This is a genomic window from Bacteroidota bacterium (assembly GCA_018698135.1).
GTDB lineage: Bacteria > Bacteroidota > Bacteroidia > CAILMK01 > JAAYUY01 > JABINZ01.
In genome coordinates, this window is sequence record JABINZ010000240.1 from 1 (window position 1) to 17,225 (window position 17,225).

14 protein-coding genes are annotated in these 17,225 nt (G+C 32.6%); 11 read left to right on the forward strand and 3 right to left on the reverse strand.

What is annotated here, in order from left to right; all coding sequences use genetic code 11:
* Positions 1–50 precede the first annotated feature (50 nt).
* From HOG71_14835 to HOG71_14845, 3 genes are all read right to left on the reverse strand, one after another.
* Positions 51–1,808, reverse strand: a complete 1,758-nt coding sequence (locus HOG71_14835) for a long-chain fatty acid--CoA ligase (GenBank protein ID MBT5992123.1) — start codon at positions 1,806–1,808, stop codon at positions 51–53.
* A gap of 166 nt (positions 1,809–1,974) precedes the next feature.
* Complete coding sequence (locus HOG71_14840) at positions 1,975–3,156, reverse strand: HAMP domain-containing histidine kinase (GenBank protein ID MBT5992124.1); 1,182 nt, start codon at positions 3,154–3,156, stop codon at positions 1,975–1,977.
* 64 nt (positions 3,157–3,220) lie between these two features.
* Positions 3,221–5,689, reverse strand: a complete 2,469-nt coding sequence (locus tag HOG71_14845; protein ID MBT5992125.1) for an AsmA family protein — start codon at positions 5,687–5,689, stop codon at positions 3,221–3,223.
* A 186-nt stretch (positions 5,690–5,875) separates the two neighbouring features.
* Between HOG71_14845 and HOG71_14850 the strand changes: the two genes are divergently transcribed.
* The 11 genes from HOG71_14850 (at position 5,876) to HOG71_14900 (ending at position 17,039) form a co-directional block, all read left to right on the forward strand.
* A complete protein-coding gene (locus HOG71_14850; protein MBT5992126.1) occupies positions 5,876–7,162 on the forward strand; it encodes a hypothetical protein in 1,287 nt (428 codons plus the stop codon).
* A gap of 72 nt (positions 7,163–7,234) precedes the next feature.
* Positions 7,235–8,827 carry a hypothetical protein gene (locus tag HOG71_14855; protein ID MBT5992127.1) on the forward strand — a complete coding sequence of 531 codons (1,593 nt, stop codon included), beginning with the start codon at positions 7,235–7,237 and terminating at the stop codon, positions 8,825–8,827.
* A 1-nt stretch (position 8,828) separates the two neighbouring features.
* A complete protein-coding gene (locus HOG71_14860; protein MBT5992128.1) occupies positions 8,829–9,488 on the forward strand; it encodes a PorT family protein in 660 nt (219 codons plus the stop codon).
* Positions 9,489–9,575: 87 nt separating this feature from the next.
* On the forward strand, positions 9,576–10,235 hold the full coding sequence (locus HOG71_14865; protein MBT5992129.1) for a hypothetical protein: 660 nt from the start codon (positions 9,576–9,578) through the stop codon (positions 10,233–10,235).
* A gap of 5 nt (positions 10,236–10,240) precedes the next feature.
* The gene (locus HOG71_14870; protein MBT5992130.1) at positions 10,241–10,810 is read left to right on the forward strand and encodes a pentapeptide repeat-containing protein; all 570 of its coding nucleotides are present in this window, start codon (positions 10,241–10,243) and stop codon (positions 10,808–10,810) included.
* Between the two features lie 121 nt (positions 10,811–10,931).
* Positions 10,932–12,713, forward strand: a complete 1,782-nt coding sequence (locus HOG71_14875; protein MBT5992131.1) for a long-chain fatty acid--CoA ligase — start codon at positions 10,932–10,934, stop codon at positions 12,711–12,713.
* Between the two features lie 43 nt (positions 12,714–12,756).
* A complete protein-coding gene (locus tag HOG71_14880) occupies positions 12,757–13,926 on the forward strand; it encodes a GNAT family N-acetyltransferase (GenBank protein MBT5992132.1) in 1,170 nt (389 codons plus the stop codon).
* An 83-nt stretch (positions 13,927–14,009) separates the two neighbouring features.
* Positions 14,010–15,446: an NAD(P)/FAD-dependent oxidoreductase gene (locus HOG71_14885; GenBank protein MBT5992133.1), complete on the forward strand. Its 1,437-nt coding sequence runs from the start codon at positions 14,010–14,012 to the stop codon at positions 15,444–15,446.
* Between the two features lie 27 nt (positions 15,447–15,473).
* The gene (locus HOG71_14890; protein MBT5992134.1) at positions 15,474–16,016 is read left to right on the forward strand and encodes a hypothetical protein; all 543 of its coding nucleotides are present in this window, start codon (positions 15,474–15,476) and stop codon (positions 16,014–16,016) included.
* A gap of 2 nt (positions 16,017–16,018) precedes the next feature.
* On the forward strand, positions 16,019–16,573 hold the full coding sequence (locus HOG71_14895; protein MBT5992135.1) for a hypothetical protein: 555 nt from the start codon (positions 16,019–16,021) through the stop codon (positions 16,571–16,573).
* A gap of 37 nt (positions 16,574–16,610) precedes the next feature.
* On the forward strand, positions 16,611–17,039 hold the full coding sequence (locus HOG71_14900; protein ID MBT5992136.1) for an energy transducer TonB: 429 nt from the start codon (positions 16,611–16,613) through the stop codon (positions 17,037–17,039).
* Positions 17,040–17,225 lie beyond the last annotated feature (186 nt).

Sequence of the window (17,225 nt, forward strand, 5' to 3'; positions counted from 1 at the left end):
ACCAAATAGGGCATTTTAAGAGATTAATATGCAAAAGCTAAATAGTCAGACTATTTAAACATCTTGCCTATTTCTTTCTCATATTTCTTTTCGATGAAATTTCGCTTGACTTTCAGGGTAGGAGTGAGCTCACCAGTTTCTACTCCCCATTCGTGTGGTACTAAATCAAACTTGATAATTTTCTCATGAGGATGAAATAACTTATTATATTCATCAATTTCTTCTTGAAACTTTTTGCGGATTTCAGGATTTTGAACAGCATTGATATAGTTTCCCCAGCCATGACCTTCCAGTCTGCACCAATCTTTTAAATATTGCTGATCAGGTGAAATAATGAGTCCAACATATTTCTCATTTTCACCTAAAATAATAGCTTGTTCAATGAATTTTGATTCCCTCAATTTATTTTCCATGATTTCAGGAACAATATATTTACCCATTGATGTTTTAAACATGGATTTTTTACGTCCGGTAATTTTTACATATTTACCATCTTCTAATACACCCAAGTCCCCAGTATGGAACCATCCATCTTCGCTGATCACTTCCTTGGTCAGTTCAGGAGCTTTGTAATAACCAAGCATAACATGTGGCCCTTTGGTCAGAATTTCTCCATCTTCAGCAATTTTAACTTCTACATTGTCCAATACGGGCCCAACTGTTCCAAATTTAAGTCCACCTTCTTTAAAAGTATTTACTGAAATAACAGGTGATGTTTCTGTCAAACCATATCCTTCAAGCACTGGAACATTTGCTGCCCAAAATATTCTAGCTAATCTTTCCTGTAGTGCAGCACTGCCAGATGCAATAAAACGGACATTACCTCCAAAAGCTGCTCTCCATTTATTGAAAACAAGTTTATCAGCTATGCTAAGTTTAAACTTATACCATCCAGAATTATTCTCTTGATATTGATGTCCTAGTTCTAAAGCCCAATCAAAAATGGACTTTTTAATTCCGGTTAACTGTCTTCCTTTAAATAATATTCTATCGTAAACTTTTTCTAAAAGGCGTGGTACTGTTGTAAAAGCATGAGGTTTAATTTCCTGAATGTTATCAACAATGGTTCCCATGCTTTCTACATAATACACCGAAGCTCCTAAAAACTGGAACACATAATTGGTCATGCGTTCATAAATATGATTGACAGGTAAATAACTAAGGACTTTAGACTCTCTGTCTAAAGGGAATAAAGGGCCTGCAGCTCTAACATTACTGAGAATATTGTCGTGGCTTAACATAACACCTTTCGATTGCCCTGTGGTTCCCGATGTGTATATAATGGTAACCATGTCGTTGGCTTGAATCCCATCTTTAATCTCTTTTAATTTCTCAGGATTTGGATTGGCTTTCCCAAGATCGACAATCTCTGTCCAAAGCTTATCATATGTATTGAGTTTTTCAAATGTATAGATATCCTTTAAGGCAGGGGATTTGTCAAGTGAATTCTTAACTTTATTGTAAATTATCTCAGAAGAAATAAATACATACTTTGATTCTGAATGATTCAAAATGTACTCATACTCATCTTCTAAAATATTTGGATAAAGTGGAACGTGGATAGCACCAATCTGACTAATGGCCATATCTACAAAATTCCATTCTGGTCGGTTATTAGAAATAGTAGCTATTTTATCACCTTTTTCAACCCCCAAAGCCCACAATCCATAGCTGATGTTATTTGTAAAATCAATGTATTCAGAAGAACTATATTCTCTCCATTCTCCATTTTCTTTTGCACCAAATGCATTTGGCTTATCAAGTTGTTTGTGCCACTCTAATAAGTCAAAGGTTCTTTTGATTTCCATACTTAGCAAGATTAATTGATTATTGAAAAGGTATATAAATGCATTATCACATAAGGATATATTTATATAACAATTATACAACAATTAATTAAAACCTGATTAACATAGCAGAAGAGAGTGAGTTTATGTATACAGTTTATATGGGAAAGTCAGGCTCAGTGATTAATTATCGTTTTTTCATCAGTTTAACTCTGAAAATACTTCCTTTATCTATTTCAGACCATTTTACGAATATTTGTCCTTTATGATAAAGCTCAATAATACGCTTGCTCAAAGAAAGTCCCAAGCCCCAACCCCGTGAATTTGTTGTATAACCTGCTTTGAATATTGTTTTTTGCTTATACCTTGGAATCCCTTTGCCATCATCCTCAATGTCGATAAATGCAAATTTATCAGAATTAGAAATATTAATTTGGATATGCCCTTCACCTTCCATGGCGTTTATCGCATTTTTTAATAGATTTTCGATGACCCAATCGAAAAGAGAAGGAATAATGTTTACTTTTAACTCCTCATCAGAGCCATTAACAAAATCAATACTTACTTTAGAAGAAATACGAGGCTTTAAATAATTAACATTTTCCAGAACAGATTTATGTAATACCTTTTCTTCAAATTTTGGGATAGAACCGATTTTTGAAAATCTATCCGTAATAACTTCAAGACGGTCGGTGTCTTTTTCAAGCTCAAACAAAAGCTCATTACTTATTTTACCATCCGAAATTTTTAGATTTTCCTTTAATGCAATTAATGAAGAAACAGGCGTTCCCAGTTGGTGGGCTGTTTCTCGACTCATGCCTGACCATATTTTATTTTGTTCGTATTTACGAGACGAATTGAAGGCAAAGTAAGAAACTAAAATAAAGAGTATAACCAAAATCAATTGAATAAAGGGATAAACGGTTAGTTGATAAATAAGCTGCGAATCTTTATAATACACCAAATGACGATCGTTAGATGAATAATTTATTGAAATTGATTCATGCTGACTTCTCATAATTTCCAACTGGTTTTTCAGATACTCAGGCTTGAGAACTTTAGTAGAATCCAGGTTCCGATGTTCCAGTATATTATCATTGGTGTCGGTTAATATCAGTGGAATATTTTCATTGGATTTGATGATTTCAAACAAAAAGGAGATGTCGCCAAACTGATTAGTCATCATCATTTCATTCAGATTCTTATAAGCATCTGCTAAAACTGTAATCTGCTTGTATTGGTCCTCTTTTAGATTATTAACCAGAATTCTAGTGTATAATAAGGTGCCGACACTTATCAATATCGCAAATAGAAAGATAATCCCTTTCCAGTATTTTTTTTGTTGATAGTTTATTGATTTAAATTTCATTTTCATTTAATCAAAAGAGGAACATTCCTCAAAAATAAAACAGTTTAACGCAAAAACAACGAACTTATTTTTCATCTTCCCATTCAAACTCCAATTCTTCTTCAACAACTATCTTTTTCTTTTTGCGAAACAAATCGAAGAATTCTTCTTTCTCATCTTTCAGATTGGCATTCATATTTTCCTTGACAGCTTTTCTATCCATTCTGTAATTGGTTTTATCGGCTGTACCAAACATGTGGACGTATAAATTCAGTCCCCCTTTATTATCGGTTTCAGCGTCTTTAAAATCGTGTAACATTTGCTGGTGGCGTTTGAAAAATAAATCAGTGAGGTTTATTTTGAAATGATAATCAATTTCATCGTCAAAGTTATGAGTTCCTGCCAGCGACATCGTGAAAGCAGAATTCCGGATGTCCATATTGGGAATGGTAATGGTTCGGTCTTTAATCAATATCGAATTTTCCAGTCTGTCAAATTCAATGTCCTTCATTTTCTTCATTTTGACAAAACCCATTAAATCAATCAAAGGTTTAAAGTTTTTAAGATTACCATGATCAACAACCACATCCGACAGTACAAATAATTTGTCTAAATCAAGATTTAAATTTTGATCCCAAATAGAACTAAACTGAACTTGTCCATTAACCTGACCATACAAATGCTCATGGGTAATATAATCTTGTTTGAAATTGTTAAACAGAATTAAGACATCATTAATATCTATTTTGTTAAGTCTTGCAGCTGCATCAAAAGAAAATTGTGCATCGGGAGTTTCTTCTATCATACCTTTCATTGAAACCAATCCCTGTGCAACATTTAAGTTTAGCCGATCGAGCATTATTCTCTTATCTTCAATCGATATCCATCCGCGAATTCGTTCTGTAACGAAATTCTCATAAATCAATCCGTTACACAGCAAATCGAGCTTGATGTCGATATTAGAAGGTAAATGCAAACTATCATTGCTATTGGAATGCTCATTTTCTAATAATTCGTCCAACCGGAATGCAGATGTTACAAGTTTTAACTTTCCTGTTAGTTTTGAGTTTTGATCATATAAATAAGAAAACAAAGAGTTGAGTGATCCATCTATGTCAAATGCAATGTCAGTAAATATACCTTTCATATTTTGAAACAAGACTTCCTCTTTGTTCAAAGTAACTATTCCGTTCACATCTTCTAGCTTGTATTTGCTACTATCGTATTGTATATTGATTTTGTCGAGAACAATTTCGGCATTTATAAACTCCAGTGCCCTGATGTCTTTTGTCAGGTTACTTAGTTTTGAATTTACTTCTGCTTTTATAAATAGATTGCCATTTAAATTTTTAAAATTATCAAAAGGATAAAATGAATTCAAATCTGATAAATTAACATCATTTTGAAATCCGCCTTGTATGTGTGCATCGTTGAAATTTGTAATATTGAAATTAGCAAATTGCTTTCTATTGTTTAAGCTTGCATGCAGCTTACTAAGTATTAACGAACTAGTTTTTGCTGAGTTTTGATCTCCATTATTAAGCTTGCCATGTAATGACATGTCGGTTAAGGCTGCATTCGTTTCATTGTTGGTAATAATACCGTCAGTAATTGTGAAATCAATTTCAATATGCGGATTCTGTTCTTTACTCATTAAACCAGAAATGTTAGCGGAAAAGTCGAAAATCCCTTCAGCTGTATATTTTTCAAACACTATTTGATTTGAATCTGGAATGAAAACCAATAATTTTTCAAGTGCAATTCCCTTTGCAGTGCTTTCCAAATCAACTAAAAATGTGGAGTCATTTTCAGCCAATACATTCCCCGTAAAATCAAAAGCAATGTCATCCAGTTCAACAGATGTTGATTCTATTGTATAGGAATTCTCGACCGTATTCACTTGTATTGCAGCTTGAATAGAGAGCTTGTCGTTTTCTACATAAGTGGTATTTCCGATCCGAAAAGAATGCAAGAATGCTTTTGCATTTGCATCAACTCTAAATTGTTTTTCAGTAAATAATCCTTTGAAGTCGACTTCTGTAATATCTGCTACTAATTCTTGATTTAAAGAATTGTCCAAATAGCTTAGTTTGCAGTCGTTCACTAATATTTTCTTTATTTCAAGAGTATAGTCTTCACTTTTTGATTTGCTTTGTTTCCAAATGTTGTAATTAACCTGTCCAGTACTATCAATTCGGACAAAAACATCGGCCTTGCTAAACTCAACTTTATCAACAACATAATTCTTCTTGAAAAAAGTAAACGGATTCATGAAAAGATATATTCTATCAATGGAAGCAAGGTTTTGGTTTCCAAAGGCAGGATCTTCTTTAATCTGAATGTCCTTTAAAACCACTGCTATTTTGGGGAAATTTTTAAACGGAGAAATTTTGGCTTCTTCAATTTTGATATCTGAAGTAAAATTGACGGCTATTTCTTTTTTAACTTTTTCAAAAATCTCATCCTGATAGGTATATAACACCAATAATAAGGCTGAGTTTAATAAAACAAAAACGGCTAAAACGTATGCAACTATTTTGAGTTTTTTCTTCATGAAAATTATTTCATCTTTACATGCAAATAAACTGCGAAAATCATAGATTAGTATAAACAATTATTAACAACTTGGTATTATTGATTTTGCTGTGTGTAAATTGGTTATGAAAATATTTGCTAAAAATATGTTTTGAGGCTGTTTTCTTTGTTTTCTCATGCTAACTGATTAAATTATTTATATCAAATGAATCCTGTTGAAAAAGGCTGGTTGAAAAAATATCTGGATATGAATAAGAAGCAAATTCTTGAAGAAGATGAAAAGCAAACTATGCTCAGCAATTATTCAAGTGAAGAAGAAATGCTTTATGCGATACTTCAACCTACAGGTGTTTTATATGGTCATCCGGTAAAATTTCCTCATTTACAGTATAACGAAATCGCCAAATGGGAAGATAAAGACAAGGCGAAAGTGCTATTGGCAGATAGCTTTATAGGTTCAACTTATAGGTTTTTTGAAAAAGATGTAAAGTCGGAAAAGGATTCGGAAGAAATTAATCGCATGTTGGTAAAACAGGTGTCTGATTATTATCTGGAAATATTCCCGCATCTTATTAAAGATTCTGCAAAAAAAAGATTGAGCCGTAAAAAGCAAGAGAATGAATTCACAGAGTCAATTATCAATAACCGAATTGAACTCAAACGAAAATTAGACAAGAATTTCTGGACCAGTTTCTTTCAAAATAGTTTGTTGTTTCTGGATATATACTATTTCAATCAATGGATTAATCCAGCACATCTAATTTCTCATGATGATATTCATCAACAGCATGATGATATTCGTCTTTGTGTGTTAGAAATAATTGCTGCAGCTGCTCATGCAAATGAAGTTGTTGAGTTGGAAGAACGCAATTTATATGATTATTTTTTACAATCCTGTCAACTACCTTCTGAGAAGGAAAAAGAAGCCGCTCAGTATATCGATGAAGGAATGAACCTTACGGACATTGATTTGACAAAATGGAAAGATTCATGGTTACTCAAAAAGTATTTATTGGAGCTTGCAATACTAACTGTTTGGTCCGATCAGGATGTTCATGAAAAAGAAGATGAGTTTATTAATGAGTTAGGTGCAAAACTTGACTTTTCTGATGAAGATATTGAAAGTAGTAAAATTGCCATTGAAACTTTTGTCATGAATAATTATGAGCAGGTGCATTATCTGCAAGAAAAACAAAACTATAAAATAGTTGCGCAGCGTTTCAACCGGAGTATGAAAAAAATGCTGAATTTCTACAAAAACAGTATTGTTCAAGAAGCTAAAGAAAGCAAAGAGCTGGTTTATCTTTTAAATAAATCAACAAAAGAGGGCTTAAGTCTCGAAGAAAAGGAAAAAGTGAGGTTGCAATTGCTCGATGTATTGAAAACTCTACCCATATTTGCGTTGATAGCTTTGCCGGGTAGAACTTTAACATTGCCAATTCTATTTAAGGTATTACCGAAAAATGTGTTACCGTCTGCATTTCAGAATTAAGAGTATTCCTACTCCAATTGTAAATTACTTAAACAATAATTTCCATTATATTTCGATAGAATAGAAAAGCCTATGAATAGAAAAGCTATAATCTTCGCTCTAATCTCAATTCTATTTTCATCTATTAGCTATAGTCAGAACTTCTCTGTTTTTACTACTTTGGATGAAGTAGTTCGGTTTTTGGACAAAAATTCATCAGATAGCACTAAGAAAATTATTAAAGCTAGTGAGCTAAAAGAAATTGAAGATTTTTTTGATTATTATTCAGGTGAGGAAATGACTAATTGGGAATATCTTGAAGATGAATTTCCATTAGCTGAGTATTTTATTGACAAGGGAGTGAACTTTATTCCACACATGCAAGCTATTATGCTTCAAGCCCTTCACTTATATTTAAATGAAGATAAAATCAACGAACATGATCTTATTAAGACATTTATGAAGATAGAAAAAAAATGGGCAAAAGAAGATGATAAAAGATTTAACTCCAGCATGCTTAGAGGAGTATATATCCCTGAGAAGCTTGATGATTGTTTTAAACAAATTGATGTTTTTTGGAATGATTCTGTCAGAAATGCTGTAAAAAATATGGATGAGCGTGAATTTGTTAGCATGGCACATTTTAGTTTTGCTATGTGGATTCGTAACAATTGGCAATTATGGGGTGGATCACGTTTGACGAAGTATTTTAATAGCATGGGTATCTATCACCCCGATGATATGTCAAGCATTATTATAATCTCCTATCATCGTTATTTAAATAATGTCCCAATTGAACTGGAAGATCAATTGCAGTACTATTATACCTATTGGGAAGAAGTCAAGAAAAGAGAACAAGGAACCAATGATGAGGCCATAGCCACAAAGAATAAACTCGATAGCCTTGGTGTCAGACTCAACGATTTATTCAAGGTCGATCCTAGGAAAATTATCTATTTTAAAGATAGTTTCCCCATTGTTCATGAACGAAAAGGTGATAGCTTATTTTACTGGACAGCTGGAATGAGCGGGCCTCTCGCAATAGATAAAATGGATGATTTGATAAATAGTGCTGAATTTGGTAAGACTTCATTTTTTTCTTCTATTTATCCTGATGGACGTCCTGAACTGGAAAACCTGAGTAAAAACACCTATATATTAAAAAATGACACCTTGTTTAAGACTTCAGGATATTATACAATTTCAAAAGACAGTCAAAATATTTTAAGAAATCTAGCCTGGTCAGCTTTAGTTGAAAAAGATACAGTAGTCGATTTCCCAGGTATAAATGCAAGTTCAAGTGAATACGAAACATATATGACAAAAAAGTATACTGCTGAATCGAGGATTGAATTAGCAAAGTGTATTCAGATTCTTGCTGCCAATTATGTTTCAACCCTAAATCCTATGTTTTGTTGTACATTTTTTAATGATGGTAAAAACAAATATGTAATAAATCCGGAAGATAGCTGCAGTGACGAAATTGAATTAATTGCCCATTGGAAACATGAGGATCATTACTATTATTCATTCTTAGTTAGGAATAAATGTGATGAGACCAAAGGAGGATACACAATAGATGAAAATTTTAATTTTTATTCTTTTGGTGGCTACCATCATCCATTGATGGATAGTCAAAAAAATTCGAAATCATTATTGAATAATGTTTATTGTAAAATGAAATAAAATGATCAAAAAATTCCAAATATTAAGCATTCTGCTATTATTCAGTGTTATTGGGAAAAGTCAAATTATAGATAAATATGGTGTAAATATTGGCCTTATTGCAGCCAATCAAAGTTGGGATTATAAATTAAATTCACAATTTTCTAAATACCAAGATTACAGAAATGGAGTTTCTATTTTTTGTGAAGCTGAAAAAGAGTTAATTAATGTATTGAGTTTTCGAGCAGAGTTAGGTTATGTGCAAAAGGGCTTTCATCATGATTTTCTTTTACCTGATAGCACAAGTCCGCAAAATAGTAATGTGCTACTCAATGTATTAGCCATGGATTTAGGCCTAAAATACAGCCCATTCAAATCAAAAGTTAGAGTATACTCATTTGCAGGATTGCGAAGCGATTATATGTTTGCTTTTAGGGATATCATTTTTATCGAACAGGGTAGCAGTCAGCCATTAGAAGTTTTTCAACCAATTCTTGAGATGTTTAATACATTTAATTTGAGCGCCCTTGTTGGCTTAGGATTGGATTTTAAGAACACCTATTATCTGGAGTTAATCCTGAATCCTGCTCTAAGCAACCGACTTAATATCGATTGGATTCTTATTAAAGATCAAAGCTATAGTCTTAAGTTTGGTGCTTATTTAAATGAATTAATTAAATAAAACTTTTTTTGAGTGAATAGCAGACTGAATAAGCCTTGTGATTTTAAATTCAATGATAATAACAACCAAAATTAATCTATTAAATCAATGGATTTCGTAACATTCAATAAATACAAAAGCCAGAAAGAGGCACTAAACCTTATTGACTTACTTAATGTGAATGGAATTGAGTACTTACTCGATGATATTGCCCCAGCTTATGATATTAGTATTACTGGTGGAACAGCACTAGCCGATAAAGTCGCACTTAAAATCCATCCAGACAACTTTGTAAAGGTTAATCATTTATTAGAAGATATTGCCCTTAACGATCTGGAGTTTATTAACAAGGATCACTATTTATATAATTTTAGCAATGAGGAATTGATTGATATAATAGCAAATTTCGATGAATGGAGTAAAACTGATTATCTGCTAGCAAAAAAAATACTACAGGAAAAAGACATAAAATTTACGGATGAGGAGATACATAACTTTAGAATTAAAAAGATAGAACAATTAAAGCAAGCCGTATCAGGAAGAAAAACTTGGATTATCATTGGATTTATGACAGCCATTATTGGAGGTGTTCTGGGCATTTGGATGGGGATTCATTATTACAATTTTAAGAAAAGGATAGTCACAGGCGAGAGAGTGTATGCTTATGATAACAATACACGAAAACTAGGAAAGCGCATGTTTACAATTGGAATAATTACTCATTTGATTATAATTATTGGATTTGTATTTTATGTTTTATTGAAATAGGAAAGATTGTGAAAATTATAGATAATATAGATTTTAAGGGCAACAACTATACTGTTGTAGGTCTAGAAAAAGGAGAATATGAACAATGCAATTTTGTGAATTGCAACTTTAATCGCACTGATTTATCGCATATTAAATTTGTTGAATGTGATTTTAAAGACTGTGACATTAGTTTAGCAAAAATTATTGATACAACCTTTAGCGATGTTACATTCAAGAACTGCAAATTATTGGGTTTGCACTTTGAAAATTGCAATGAATTCTTGTTCTCAGTTGATTTTGAGGCTTGTCAATTGAATCTGTCTTCTTTCTTTAAGCTAAAATTGAAGAATACAATTTTTAAAGATTGCAGTTTACATGAAGCGGATTTTGTCGAAGCGGATTTATCTAAATCTGTATTTGATAATTGCGATTTTGCCGGAACTAGTTTCGAACGAACAAATTTAGCAGGTGCCGATTTTCGTACATCCTTTAATTATAACTTCGATCCAGAACTAAATCATATTAAAAATGCAAAATTCTCATTGACTGGGATAGCAGGTTTATTGAGTAAGTACAACATTCAAATTGACTAATTATCTTTCAGCTTCATAATCCTGAAATATTCTTTGTTTGTTAAATAACCATGGGAAAATGCAAATCATTTCTCTCAATAAAATTAATAATCAATAAATTTGGTAGATAATAAACTGCGCTATGAACGTTACTCGAACATTTGACTTACTTGAAAGATATAGAACTAATTTTAGCAAACCCGATGCTTTGGTCTCAAAAAAAGAGGGTGATTGGGTAAAAGTTAGTTCTCAGGAATATTTCGATCACTCTCACTATGTGGCTTATGGTTTATTGGCTAAAGGATTTAAGAAAGGAGACAAAGTAGCAACCATCTCTACCAATTGCCCTGAATGGAATATTGTGGATATGGGTTTAGCTATGGCAGGAATTGTACATGTGCCTATTTTCAACACTCTAAATGCTGATGAATATGCTTATATATTTGATCACGCTGAAATTAAAGCAGTGTTTGTATCAGATTTCTGTACTTATGAGATGATTGAGCCTGCCGTAAAACAAGTGAAAAATGTGGAGTTCATTTATTCTTTCAATAAAGGCTCAGATGCAGCAGATTGGTTAGAGATAATTGAGTTGGGTAAACAAAACGAAAGTAAGTTCAAACAAGAATTAGAAGACATTAAGGACAGCATTAAACCGAATGATTTTGCAACCTTAATATATACTTCAGGCACAACAGGAAAAGCAAAAGGAGTGATGCTTTCTCATAATAATATGGTGCAAAACTTTCTGGCAGCTTCTGCCATATTTAATTTGAAAGATGATGAAAGATATTTAAGTATTTTGCCCTTATGTCATGTGGGAGGTCGTTTGGGAAATTACCAGACCCAATATAGCGGAACCAGTATTTATTATGCCGAAAATATGGGTTCAATTGCTAAGAATATGAAAGAAATACAAGCTGCTGGTTTCGATGCAGTTCCCAGAATATTAGAGAAAATTTTTGATACCATAGTTGGTAAAGGTAAAAACCTGAAAGGGATGAAGAAGAAAATCTTCTTTTGGGCTGTGAAAACAGGTTTGAATTATCGTATTTCTGGATTCGGTTTGCCATTTTACAAATTAAAATTAAAAATTGCTGACAAATTGGTTTTTAGCAAATGGCGTGAAGCAATTGGTGGAAAGGTGCGATTAGTTGGTTGTGGTGGTGCAAGTCTACAAGCTCGAATTGAACGTGTGTTTTGGGCAAGTGGAATCAAAATCCTTAATATGTATGGATTAACAGAAACTTCACCCATAATAACCATCAATAGAACGCATAAACCTCACTTGAAATTAGGCAGTATTGGTAGTGTAATTGATGGTGTTGATGTTAAGATTGCAGATGATGGCGAAATACTTTGCAAAGGCCATAATGTGATGCTGGGTTATTACAAAGATCCCGAAATGACTAAATCTGTATTTGATCAAGACGGTTGGTTTTGTACCGGTGATATTGGATATCTAGAAAAAGATAACTTTCTGTATGTCACAGATAGAAAAAAAGAAATTTTCAAACTTTCAAATGGCAAATTTGTTTCGCCTCAGCTTATTGAGGGGAAAATTAAAGAATCTCTATTTGTCGATCAGGTGATGGTGGTAGGTGAACATGAAAAATTTGCCAGTGCACTTATTTCTCCAGATTTTAATTTCATCACCAATTGGTGCAAGGAGCAAAATATTGAGTTCAGCACCCGAGATGAGATAGTAAAACAACCTCTGTTGCTCGAAATATTAAATTCTGAAATGAAACAGTTGAATGCAAGCTTAAATGGCCCTGAGAAAATTCTAAGATTCAGGCTTGTTACTGACGAATGGACACCCAATAGTGGTGAATTATCACCAACATTGAAATTGAAAAGAAAAATTATTTCCGATAAATATCAGGAAACAATATCCGAAATATATGTAAAACAAAGCATTTAGAAATTCAATGATTTTCTAATTAGCATCTCCCAAATCAAAAAAAATGAAGATCTCTCAAGTAATTAGTAATACCGACAAAAAACAGTTTCTTGAAGCCGCAAAAATCATATATAAGAATGATAAAAACTGGGTTTGTCCTCTGGATAATGATATAAACAACATTTTTAATCCTGAAGAAAACGATTATTTCAATCATGGATTAGCTGAAAGATGGATATTGCAAAATCAATCAGGTGAACTGATTGGAAGACTAGCTGCTTTCATTGACTTTAAAACTTCAGCTGCAGAAAATCAACCTACAGGTGGCATTGGTTTTTTTGAATGTGTAAATGACCAACAAGCTGCAAATCTGCTTTTTGATACGGCAAAAAAGTGGCTGGTTAGCAAGGATATGGAAGCTATGGATGGCCCCATTAATTTTGGTGAAAGAGATAGCTATTGGGGATTATTAGTTGATGGATTTACGCACCCATCTTATGAAGTGGCTTACAATCCAGCCTATTATCAGCAGTTATTTGAGTCATATGGATTTAAAACCTATTTCAAACAAGAAGGCTTTCATCTGGATGTTACAAAGAAACTGCCAGATCGTTTTATGAAAATTGCCGAATGGGTTGCCAATAAACCTGGTTACGAATTCAAACATTTTAGCTGGAAAGAGCAGGATAAGTTTACTGAAGATTTTGCGGAAGTTTTCAATACGGCTTGGGATTCATTTAAAGAAAATTTTGAACCCTTAAAGGTCGAATACATTCGAAATGCACTTGAAAAAGGCAAGATAATAATTGAAGAAAAATTTATCTGGTTAGCCTACAAAAATGGAAAACCAATCGCTATTTATTTGATGTATCCTGATGTAAATGAGATATTAAAATATCTGAATGGCAAACTCAATTTGTACACTAAATTGAAATTTGTTTATTTGAAAAAGCGAAAAGTAATTGCACGAGCACGAGGGGTTTTAATGGGTGTGATCCCTGAATTTCAGAATCTGGGAATTGAATCCGTATTTATCATGAAAATTGCCGAAGTCATGAAGCAAAAGCCTCAATATAAGGAAATAGAGTTCTCATGGGTTGGTGATTTCAATCCTAAAATGAGGAAAATATTTATTTCGGTTGGAAGTATTCCTGCAAAACATTATATCACTTACAGATATATGTTTGATCGAAGTTTGGAATTTAAGAGATATCCAATAGCCAATGAAAATTAATACAATATTAAAAAATTATTGAGTCAGAAAATGAATCAAGTAATTCATAATAAAAATCAAGAAATAACTGAAAAGGAAGCTAAATGACATATGATGTAATAATTATTGGTGCAGGTTTAGGAGGTCTTACAGCAGGGGCAAAATTATCAAAAGAAGGGAAGAAAGTTTTACTGGTTGAACAACATACTTTACCTGGTGGCTGCGCTACAACTTTTAAGCGAAAAGATTATCTTTTTGAAGTTGGTTTGCACGAGATGGACGGACTTCATCAAAGAGATTTAAAAACCAAGATATTTCGCGATTTAGGTGTATTTGATCATGTTGAGTTCTTGCGGGTTCCTGAGTTTTATCGCTTTGTTTATAAGGATTACGACATCACCATTCCTCATGATGTTGAAGAAGCTAAGGCTGTTTTATATACTAATTTTCCAGATGAAAAAGAGGGAATTGATGCTTATTTCCATCAATTATTAAATGCCAGAGAAATCATAAAAAATTCAAAAGAGGAAAAGGAACAAAATCTAGGTGAATTTCTTGATTCCATAATCAGAAACGAAGATTTGAAATTAGCCTTATTGGGTAACTTAGGTTATTTTCATGACGATCCTTACACACTTTCGTTAAGCTATTATTCAGTAGCACAAGGAAGCTATTATGCAGGAGGTGGGAACTTTATTAAAGGAGGATCTCAAAAACTATCTGATTATTTAGTAGAGTTTATTCGTGGAAATGGCGGTGAAGTTATTCTGAATCATTTGGTCAAAGAAATTATTATTGAAAATGATAAGGCCGTAGGTATTTCATTCGAGAATAATAGAACCAATGAAGTTTATTCTGCACATGGAGAACATATTATATCTAATGCGTCAATTCCTTATGTAGCAAATAAGCTTTTGCCCAAAAAACAATCGGAAATGCTAGTCGAAGGGATTAGCAAAAGAGAAATTGGAGCTTCTCTTTTATCAATTTATTTCGCTTTTAAAAAGCCACTTAAAGAAATTGGATATAACTACTATTCTACCTTCATTTATGATGATTCAATTGAAAAAATGGCTGATATTATCTCCAATAATAAAGGTGATTTTGAGAAGCGGAGTTTTACATTTGTCGATTATGGACAGATTGATTCAGCTTTAGCTCCAGCAGGAAAAGGAGTTGGTGTAATTTGTAGTATCGATTATGTTAGCGATTGGAATAAATTAAGTGCTGAGGATTATCAAGTTCAGAAAGAAAAGGTGGCACAAGCATTTATTGCCAAAATGGAAAAGCTTATTCCAGGATTTGTTGATTGTATTGATTTTCATGAAGTTGCTACTGCTAAAACAGTTGAAAGATACACATTAAATGCTGGTGGAGCAGTGTATGGCTTTGCTCAAACGCCAGAGAGAGTAAAACTGGAACCTTTGAGAACGATTGAAAATTTGTATTTTGCTTCGGCATGGACAAAAGTTGGTGGTGGATTTTCAGGAGCAATATTCAATGGGTATTTAACTGCGTATGAAATTATTCGGAAAAGATAAAAATGGCTTTTCAATATTCAGATAATTATGTTTGCTAAAGTATTTTTTTATTTCTTCTTATCTCCATTTATTCCAAGAAGAACATTTCGTTACTTTTTCAGTGAAGAGAACAAAAAACAAATCGGACTAATTTCATTTGTATGTGGTATACTGCTTGTGTTTGTCGTATTTATTATTTCCACGTCTGCACTTGATTATCAGGATATTAATAGCAGATTAGCGAATTTGGCCGGATTTCTATTGGGTTTGCTTTTTCGAAATCTTTGGTTTGTTTACTTAATAGTACTGCTGGTAAATAAGCTCAAACTCGCCCATATCAATTGGCCTGAATCATTGGCTATTGTTTCTTTTGCCTTACTTCCAATTGCAATTGGCCAAATTTTGAAACCTATAGATTCACAATGGGCAACGATTATTCGTTTATGCTTTACTATTTGGAATGCCCTTATTATTGTTTTGGGATTGAGTGTGCTAAAGCAAATAAACATTTGGAAAGCTCTATTTTTAGTGACTGGAATAAGTTTAACTTTAGCAGTCATAAATTCAGCATTTTTTGGAAAAAAAATATAATTATGAAGGCATTAACATTGAAGAATATCGCAATATCTATTATTCTCCTATTATCATTTACATATGCACAAGCTCAGCTAGAATCAGGAATCCAATCTGAAGATATTCCTGCTTTTAATATAGATTTTCCACATACAGAATTTGATGTCAAAAGATCAACGAGTAAAGTGTCGGAACTTGGAGGAGTAATTATTACGAACTGGATATTACAAGGAAAAAATAGTAACGATCCCTATATGTATTTTGTTGCCCATAATAAGTTTTCTGCTGACTTAGAAGATCAGGTATTTACAGATAAGAATTTTTTAAATACTTTTTTTCAAGCTGCTTTAAAAAGTTCAGCTCTTAAACTCGGAGGTTCTGATTTTCAATTTACTGAAATAGATTTTGAAAATTACAACGGAATGGAATCAGTTTGCAAAGTTTTTAGTGGAGAGGGAGTTATCAAAAGCAGAGTGTATAAAATTAATGACAATATTTTCATGATCAGTGCAGGAGGAAAAAACATTGATTTAAATTCAGTTAACGATTTTTTAGACTCTTTCTATTTAAAATAATATTGCTGTAATTTGTTACACTTTTAAATTATATATCATGATTAAGTTATTGAGCTTATTTGTTTTTGTGTGTTTTTCTTTGATGTCTAGCGCTCAAACATTGGATTCAAATAAAATCAAAGGAAACACTATTCCTGCAGAACAGGAAGAATCCATTTTTATATATACGGAAGAAATACCTCAGTTTCCAGGAGGAGAACAGGCTCAGATGAGGTTTATGTCTGAAAATATTCGATACCCCGAATTTGAAAGAGATAGTGGTATACAAGGCTTAGTAGTTGCCAGTTTTATTATTGAAAAAGATGGTCGTATAACGGATATAAAAATATTAAAAGGAGTAACTCCTGATATTGATAAGGAATTAATTCGGGTTTTGAAAAAAATGCCGAGATGGAGTCCAGGTAAGCAAAAAGGAAAAGCTGTTCGTGTGCGGATAAATTTGCCTGTTAGGTTTACGTTAAATTGATGAAATTGAATTTATTACATATGCCTTGATGTAGTATTCCCTTAAGTATAATTGAATTGAAGTATGGTGTAATAAACAAATAAGTATCACAGATTATGCAATTGGAAAATTAAATTATTTAGTGAATTCAATACCAAGTTCAAAAAAGAAAGCTAAATTTGAACAAAATGCAGTTATTGACCATTT

What these genes read in the sequence shown, in the direction of transcription:
- HOG71_14835 (MBT5992123.1), bottom strand. Translation starts at nt 1,808, where the DNA reads ATGGAAATCAAAAGAACCTTTGACTTATTAGAGTGGCACAAACAACTT.
- HOG71_14840 (MBT5992124.1), bottom strand. Translation starts at nt 3,156, where the DNA reads ATGAAATTTAAATCAATAAACTATCAACAAAAAAAATACTGGAAAGGG.
- HOG71_14845 (MBT5992125.1), bottom strand. Translation starts at nt 5,689, where the DNA reads ATGAAGAAAAAACTCAAAATAGTTGCATACGTTTTAGCCGTTTTTGTT.
- HOG71_14850 (MBT5992126.1), top strand. Translation starts at nt 5,876, where the DNA reads ATGAATCCTGTTGAAAAAGGCTGGTTGAAAAAATATCTGGATATGAAT.
- HOG71_14855 (MBT5992127.1), top strand. Translation starts at nt 7,235, where the DNA reads ATGAATAGAAAAGCTATAATCTTCGCTCTAATCTCAATTCTATTTTCA.
- HOG71_14860 (MBT5992128.1), top strand. Translation starts at nt 8,829, where the DNA reads ATGATCAAAAAATTCCAAATATTAAGCATTCTGCTATTATTCAGTGTT.
- HOG71_14865 (MBT5992129.1), top strand. Translation starts at nt 9,576, where the DNA reads ATGGATTTCGTAACATTCAATAAATACAAAAGCCAGAAAGAGGCACTA.
- HOG71_14875 (MBT5992131.1), top strand. Translation starts at nt 10,932, where the DNA reads ATGAACGTTACTCGAACATTTGACTTACTTGAAAGATATAGAACTAAT.
- HOG71_14880 (MBT5992132.1), top strand. Translation starts at nt 12,757, where the DNA reads ATGAAGATCTCTCAAGTAATTAGTAATACCGACAAAAAACAGTTTCTT.
- HOG71_14885 (MBT5992133.1), top strand. Translation starts at nt 14,010, where the DNA reads ATGACATATGATGTAATAATTATTGGTGCAGGTTTAGGAGGTCTTACA.
- HOG71_14890 (MBT5992134.1), top strand. Translation starts at nt 15,474, where the DNA reads ATGTTTGCTAAAGTATTTTTTTATTTCTTCTTATCTCCATTTATTCCA.
- HOG71_14895 (MBT5992135.1), top strand. Translation starts at nt 16,019, where the DNA reads ATGAAGGCATTAACATTGAAGAATATCGCAATATCTATTATTCTCCTA.
- HOG71_14900 (MBT5992136.1), top strand. Translation starts at nt 16,611, where the DNA reads ATGATTAAGTTATTGAGCTTATTTGTTTTTGTGTGTTTTTCTTTGATG.